At 72.3% G+C, this 7422-nt stretch carries 5 protein-coding genes; 1 reads left to right on the top strand and 4 read right to left on the bottom strand.

Annotated elements, in window-relative coordinates:
• From mfd to galK, 4 genes are all read right to left on the bottom strand, one after another.
• Nucleotides 1-3233, bottom strand: a 3233-nt coding sequence (gene mfd / locus TA90_RS15625; protein WP_043535961.1) for a transcription-repair coupling factor, incomplete at its 3' end; no start/stop codon positions are given.
• A 33-nt stretch (nucleotides 3234-3266) separates the two neighbouring features.
• The gene (pth, locus tag TA90_RS09475; protein ID WP_043535960.1) at nucleotides 3267-3878 is read right to left on the bottom strand and encodes an aminoacyl-tRNA hydrolase; all 612 of its coding nucleotides are present in this window, start codon (nucleotides 3876-3878) and stop codon (nucleotides 3267-3269) included.
• Nucleotides 3875-4726: an SGNH/GDSL hydrolase family protein gene (locus TA90_RS09470; RefSeq protein ID WP_043535959.1), complete on the bottom strand. Its 852-nt coding sequence runs from the start codon at nucleotides 4724-4726 to the stop codon at nucleotides 3875-3877. Before TA90_RS09470 ends, pth begins: the two co-directional genes overlap by 4 nt.
• A gap of 431 nt (nucleotides 4727-5157) precedes the next feature.
• Nucleotides 5158-6393: a galactokinase gene (gene galK, locus TA90_RS09465; RefSeq protein ID WP_407921587.1), complete on the bottom strand. Its 1236-nt coding sequence runs from the start codon at nucleotides 6391-6393 to the stop codon at nucleotides 5158-5160.
• A 467-nt stretch (nucleotides 6394-6860) separates the two neighbouring features.
• On the opposite strand from galK, the gene TA90_RS09460 reads away from it, so the two are divergent.
• Entirely contained in the window at nucleotides 6861-7403 is a 543-nt protein-coding gene (locus tag TA90_RS09460) for a 2'-5' RNA ligase family protein (protein WP_043535958.1), read from the top strand.
• The last annotated feature ends 19 nt before the right edge of the window (nucleotides 7404-7422 follow it).

Raw genomic sequence — 7422 nt, 5'->3', positions numbered from 1 at the left:
CCACCCAACAGGTTGCCGGCACCACGGATCTCCAGGTCCTTCTGGGCCACGGCCAACCCGGCCCCCAGGTCGGTGTTCTGGGCGATGGTGCGCAGGCGCTCGTGGGCGGTCTCGGTGAGCGTGCGGTCCCCGGGGTAGAAGAAGTAGGCGTAGGCCCGCTCCCGCCCTCGTCCCACGCGACCGCGCAGCTGGTGGAGCTGGGAGAGCCCGAAGACGTCGGCCCGGTCGACGATGAGGGTGTTGGCGTTGGAGATGTCCAGACCCGTCTCCACGATGGTCGTGCACACGAGGACGTCGAACTCGTGGTTCCAGAAGTCCACGATGACGTTCTCCAGTTCGTGCTCCCCGAGCTTCCCGTGGGCGACGCGCACCCGCGCCTCCGGCACCAGCTCCTGGACGTGGGCGGCCACGGAGTTGATGGACTCCACCCGGTTGTGGACGTAGAACACCTGCCCGTCGCGCAGCAGCTCACGACGGATGGCGGCACTGACCTGGGCATCGGTGAAGGCCCCGACGAAGGTGAGGACAGGCTGGCGCTCCTCGGGCGGGGTCTGCAGGATCGACATCTCCCGGATCCCCGACACCGCCATCTCCAGGGTGCGCAGGATGGGGGTGGCCGACATGGACAGCACGTCGACGTCGGTGCGCAGCGCCTTGAGGGTCTCCTTGTGCTCGACGCCGAAACGCTGCTCCTCGTCGATGACCACCAGGCCGAGGTCCTTGAACCGCACGGTGCCCGTCAGCAGGGAGTGGGTGCCGATGACGACGTCGATCTTGCCGGAGGCCAGGCCCTGGCGGACCTCCTCGGCCTCCTTGTGGGTGGAGAAGCGCGACAGGGTGGCCACGTCGACGGGGAAGCCCGCGTAGCGCTCGGTGAAGGTCTCCAGGTGCTGCTGGACCAGCAGGGTCGTCGGCACGAGGACCGCCACCTGCTTGCCGTCCTGGACGGCCTTGAATGCGGCACGCACCGCGATCTCGGTCTTGCCGTAGCCGACGTCGCCGGTGAGGAGGCGGTCCATGGGGACGGGCTTCTCCATGTCGGCCTTGACCTCGTCCATGGTGACGAGCTGGTCGGGGGTCTCCACGTAGGGGAAGGCGTCCTCCAGTTCGCGCTGCCAGGGGGTGTCGGGGCCGAAGGCGTAGCCCTTGGTCGCCTGTCGCGCGGCGTAGAGACGGATCAGCTCCTTGGCGATCTCCTTGACCGCCTTGCGGGCCCGCTGCTTGGTCTTCGCCCAGTCCGCCCCGCCCATGCGCGACAGGGAGGGCTGGTCGGAACCGGAGTACTTGGTGACCTGGTCGAGGGAGTCGGTGGGGACGAACAGCCGGTCCCCCGGTTGACCCTTCTTCGAGGGCGCGTACTCGATGAGCAGGTAGTCACGGGTCACGGCCGCGTCCCCGCGCCCGACCTTGCGGGAGACGAGTTCCAGGAAGCGCCCGACACCGTGCTGCTCGTGGACGACGAAGTCCCCGGGGTGCAGGGTCAGGGGGTCCACGCCCTTGCGACGCCTGGACGGCATGCGCCGCATGTCCCGCGTGGTGGCCCCGGCCCGGCCCGTCAGGTCGGCCTCGGTGAGCACCGCGAGACGCTGGGCGGCCATGACGAAGCCGACGCCCGCGGAGGCGGTGGTGACGTGGACGACGGCCGGGTCCGGCTCGTGGGCGACGTCGTCGACGACGCGGGCCGCGACCCCCGCCTCGGAGAGGATGCTGGCGATGCGCCGCCCCGGTCCGGGTCCCTCGGTGGTGACGACCAGGTGCCACCCGGCGCGCACCAGCGCCCCGAGGTCGCGTGAGGCGCGCGCGAAGTCCCCGCGGTAGGGCCGCACCTCGCGTGCGCCCACGACGGCCAGGGACGGGGAGACGACCCGGGCGACCGGCTCGTGGGCGAGCAGCCCTCCGGGCAGTGCGGTGCCCGACAGGGCTGCGTCCCGCTCAGGGTCCGTGGACGAGGGCGGGGCCGTGTCGTCCGGATCGGTGACGTCGAGGTCGTCGGGGTCGGTGGTGTCGGGGTCGGTGGCGTCCACACCGGCGGTGTCCCGCCCGGCGGTGGCACCCGGCCCCGCCACGCCGGACGGACCCGGGGTGGGCGCAGGGGCGTCGCCCTCGTCCGCGGTGTCCGCGAGCGCCTCGGCGAGCTCGGCGGGGGGCAGGGAGGTGAACTGCCACCAGCCCCGACGCGACCCGCTGCCCCAGACCTCGTCGAGGGACAGGAAGGAGGCCGTCCCCGCCTCCACCGGCACCTTCCCGCCGCCCGCGGCGGCCGACCAGGCGGCGCGGAGGAACTCCTCGGTGGTCGCCACCAGGTCCTGTGCGCGGGCGCGGACGCGTTCGGGGTCGGACATGACGAGGACCGAGTCATCGGGGAGGAGGTCGACCAGGCTGTCCATGCCGTCGACCAGCACGGGCGCCAGGGACTCGATGCCGGGGCTCGGGATGCCCTCGGAGGCGAGCTCGAGGATCTCGGCGGCGCCGGGCAGGGCGGTGGCGGCCTCCCGGGCCCGCGAGCGCACCGTGGGGGTGAGGAGCAGCTCCCGGCAGGCGATGGCCCACAGGCCCTCCGCGGAGTCCCCCAGGGTGCGCTGGTCGGACACGGAGAACCAGCGGATCTCCTCGACCTCGTCGCCCCAGAGCTCGAGGCGCAGAGGGTGGGCCTCCTGGGGTGGGAAGACGTCGAGGATGCCGCCCCGCACGGACATCTGGCCGCGGGCCTCGACCATGTCCACACGCTCGTAGCCCAGGTCGGCGAGGCGCTGGGTGAGATCGGGCAGGTCGACGACGTCGCCGACCCGAACGCGCACGGGCTCGAGGTCCCCGAGCCCGCGGATGACCGGCTGGAGCAGGGCACGCACCGGTACCACCAGGATCCGGATCGGCCCGGCGTGCGGGTCCCCGGCCACGGGGTGGGCCAGGCGGCGCAGCACGGCCACACGCCTGGCCATCGTGTCGGCCTGGGGCGAGAGCCGCTCGTGGGGCAGGGTCTCCCATGCGGGGAGCACCTCGACGCCGTCCGTCCAGGCGCGCAGTGCATTGGCCATGGCCTCGGCGTCCCGCCCCGAGGCGGTGACCACGGCCAGTGTCGACATGCCGGGCTTCGCCGCGGCCAGGGCCACCACGGGGGGGCGCACACCCATGGGTGCGACCAGCGTGCCCGAGGCACGCCGGGCCATGGAGGCGGTCACCGAGTCGACCGCGCGGTCGCGCGAGAGGAGTCCCAGGAGTCCGTCGAGCTTCACGAGGTCAGTACCTTCCGGGTGTGTGGTGCGTGGTCACTGGTCGTGCGGGGAGTGCAGCGTCTGCTGGGCCTCGGCGAAGCCCCGCAGGACGACGTCCTCGACCACGTCCGCGGCGAGTTCGAGGGTGACGTCCCACTCCCCCATGTCCCGCTGGGTGATGGGGGCCAGGACGTAGGCGGCAGGGTCCTGGTGGCCGGGTGGTCGGCCGATGCCGATGCGCAGCCGGGTGTAGTCGCGGGTGCCGAGCACCTGGGAGATCGACCTGAGACCGTTGTGCCCGGCCTCCCCGCCGCCCTTCTTGAGACGCAGCTCGTGGGCGGGCAGGTCGAGGTCGTCGTGGAGGACCAGCAGGTGCTCGGCGCCGATCCCCAGGAACCGGGCGAGGCGCCCGACCGGCCCACCGGAGGTGTTCATGTAGGAGTCTGAGGTGGCCAGGACCACGCGTGGCCCCGGGACGCCCCCGGGGAGGGTGCCGAGGCGCACCTCGGCCACATGTGTGCCGGTGCGGTGTGCGGTGAGTCGGGCGGAGGCACGCCGGGCCAGGACGTCGATGGTCATGTGACCGACATTGTGGCGCGTGCGTGCGTACTCCGGCCCGGGATTGCCCAGGCCGACCACCAGCCAGGGCCCATCGGGAGAGGTCATGCCCCCGATTGTGCCACCCTCGCCGAACGCATCTCCCACTCGGGCGCCTCGGAGACGAGGACGGGGGGAAGGCCGTTGGCCTGCGTCCACTGGTCCGCGAAGCGCTGCGCCCAGTCGGCGTAGGCGGCCGAGTTGGGGTGGAACAGGTCGGCCGCGTGGTAGCCGAAGGTGTACTTCGCCACCGAGAACTCCTGGCTGAGGGCCCTCAGGTCGACGACGTGGTGGCCGTGGGACTCGGCGACCTTCCCGAGGATCCGGGACAGTTCCGCGGCTCGGGTCTCCGTGCGCAGCACCCCGAAGGAGGAGATGTTCCCCACCAGCGAACCGGCGGGGAGGGCGGAGGCGATCTCCTCGGCGTGTGCGGTGAAGGCCTCCTCCGACATGTCGGCCACCATGACGTCGTTGCCGCCGATGTTGAGCGTGAACAGGTCGGGAGTGGTGCCGCGGCCGGGGAGGTCCAGGCCACGCAACTGGGGCAGCTGGGTGAGGACGACGGACTCGGTGGTGGCACCCGACATGGACAGGTTCAGCAGGGCGACCTCGCGGTCCAGCGCCTGGGCGATGGCGGCGGCGAGGCGGGCCGGGTAGCTCTCCTGGACCCGGGATGCCCCGATGCCCTGGGTGGCGGAGTCCCCGAGGGAGACGATCGTGTAGGGGCGACGGTCCTGGGGCGTGTCCGTGGAGGCGAGCCCGTCCAGCCAGGCCAGGGTGGCCAGGTCGTGGTCCTCCCAGGCCCTGCGGTAGTCCCCGCGCTGGTTGTCCAGGCGCAGGAGCCGCCCGATGGCGACCCCTCCCGTGAACAGTCCGGCCCCACCCGCGACCCCGAGGGCCTGCTTCCTCACACCCATGCTCTCCTCCTCCGGCTCCGGTCAGGACCCGACCACCCTAGTGCCCCCGTCCCGGGCAGGGGGTGGGATCCGCACCCGCCGTGACGGTCGCACGCTGCGTCGAGTGCTCCCGGCGAGGTGGTCACGCGCGACGAGAAGCCACCAGGACCGGCATGTCGTGGGCCGCCACCGGAGATCCGCACATGACCACGATCGCGACGGAACAGGTGGTCGTGGCGTACAGCTGCCACGACTGCCCATTCGCTGCGGAGCCTGGGATGTGCACGGACTGGGCGGGAGACACAGGCGCAGGTCAACGCATGTCCTGTGCACCCACGTGAGGAACGCCGGCGAGGCGCGTCCGAGCGAACAGGCAGTCGTGGCCCGACGAACCCCGCGGGACAGGCAGTCCCGTGGGCAGGGCCGGACGCCCTGTGCCCGCCCGCCACGGCTCAGGCGCGCGCCGCCGGTCCCGAGGCGAGGGCCACCAGGAACTCAGGGGACCGGAACCCGTGCTCCGCGAAGGACGCCTCGATGGCATCGGCGAAGTCCTGCACCCGGTCGGAGTCCACGAGCGCGATCGCCGACCCGCCGAAACCTCCCCCCGTCATCCGGGCGCCGAGCGCGCCACGCGCGCGTGCCGTGTCCACCGCCACGTCGAGCTCCGGGCAGGTGACCTCGTAGTCGTCACGGAGGGAGTCGTGGGAGGCACTGAACAGGTCCCCGACCTGTTCGAAGGTCTCGCGCGTCAGTTCCTGGCCCTCCAGGAGTGCCGCCGTGCGTCGCGTGCGGTCGATCTCGGTGACGACGTGGCGCACGCGCCGACGCAGACGGTCGTCAGGCAGCCGACCCAGTGCGGAGTCCAGGTCCCGGGGTGCGACCTCGACCAGCAGGTCCACGCCGAGGATCCGCGCCGCCTCCTCGCAGTCCGCCCTGCGCTGGGCGTACTGCCCGTCATTGTTGGAGTGCTTGGCCCGGGTGTTGATGACGAGCACCTCGAGCCCGCTGGGTGCCAGGTCGAAGGGGATCTGGCGGACCGCCTGGGTCCGGCAGTCCAGGAGCAGCGCGTGTCCGGCACGCGCCCGCAGGGAGGCCGCCTGGTCCATGCCACCGGTGTTGGCACCGGCGTAGCGGTTCTCGGCCTCGATGGCGGCACCCTGCAGGATGATCCGGCCGTCCTCGTCCCCCCCGAGTCCGAGGCGGGCGACCTCGTCCACCCCGATGGCCACGCAGCACTCGAGCGCCGCGGAGGAGGACAGACCGGAACCCAGCGGCACTGCCGAGTCCACGACCACGTCGAGACCGGGCAGGGGACCGTACCCCCGCGACTCCAGTGCCCACAGGACACCGGCGACGTAGGCGGTCCAGCCGTGGACGGGATCGGGGCCGTCCGCCGGGCGGGGGCGGTCGAGATCGATCTCGATGACGTCCCTCTCCTGGCCCGAGGTCAGGCGCAAGGTGCGGTCCGGGCGCACTCGCAGCGCGGCGAAGGCCCGGTGGGGCAGCGCGATGGGCAATGCGAGGCCACCGTTGTAGTCCGTGTGCTCCCCGATGAGGTTCGCCCGCCCCGGCGCACTCCAGACGCCATCGGGCTCCTCCCCCAGGATCTCGCGCATGAGGGATCCCACGCGGTCGATCCCGAACTCGGCACTCCAGGCGTCGCGGTACTCGGCTGTCACTGTCACCACACGTCCTTCACTGGTTCGGCATCTTCGCGGGTGCGATGTCGGACAACCACACCCCGGTCCCGGACCAGCGGTCCGGGAACCCATGTTGTCGGTGGACGGGGTGTCCCTCGGCGGCGGCCGTCGCCGGTGCCGCGCGCACTGGTGCCCCGGCGCAGTCACCTTCCCCGGCGCCCCTGTTCGTCCCCGGTCCTGTGTCGTGCGGTCCTTCCCGTCATCGGGGTGGGACCTCCCCAATCCTAGTGCAGGCCGCCTCCACGAAACGCCGGGCGACCGGCGCACACCCGGTGGGACGCGTCAGCAGCCAGCCGGGGCGCCGACCACACGACGCCCGGGGGCAACGCCGCCGTGCCGCCGGGGGACCGGGGCGTCTGCGCCCGCCTCTCCCGGCCACTACTATTGGGGGGTTCACGCGGGAGCGTGGTCCCTCCACACGGGGTCCCCCCGCCCCGACGGCGCACAGGTGGTCCATGTTCCTTCCCCAGCGGTCCCCCGGCCAGGACTGGCTCGGAGTGGTCATCGCGATCCCCGAACCCTGGGTCACCCAGCTCACCGAGTTGCGGCTGGGCCTCGGGGACCTCCAGGGCTCCCTCGTGCCGGCCCATGTCACGCTGCTCCCCCCCGTGTCCGTGCCCTCGTCACGCCGGACCGAGGTCATCCGGCACCTGCGCTCCGTCGCCCAGCGCCACCAGCCCTTCAGGATCACCCTGAGGGGGGCGGGCACCTTCCGGCCGGCCTCCCAGGTGGCGTTCCTCGGCGTGGACGAGGGCGACGACCAGTGCCGCATGCTCGCCGACGACATCCGCACCGGTCCTCTCGACCGCCCGCTCCGCTTCCCCTACCACCCCCACGTCACCCTGGCCCAGGACGTCGACGATCCCGCCATGGACCTCGCCCTGGACATCGGGGCCGACTTCGAGGCCTCCTGGGTCGTCCCCGGGTTCAGGCTGGACCGGGTCGACGAGACGGGCATGTACTCCTCCATTGCCCTGTTCGACTTCGAGGTCGCCTGACCCCCTCCGGCGGGAGGCC

It is taken from the genome of Actinomyces polynesiensis (genome assembly GCF_000820725.1).
In the GTDB taxonomy this organism is placed as follows: Bacteria; Actinomycetota; Actinomycetes; order Actinomycetales; family Actinomycetaceae; genus Pauljensenia; species Pauljensenia polynesiensis.
Note: the sequence above shows the minus strand (reverse complement) of the source record. Positions and strands in the feature narration are given on the sequence as shown.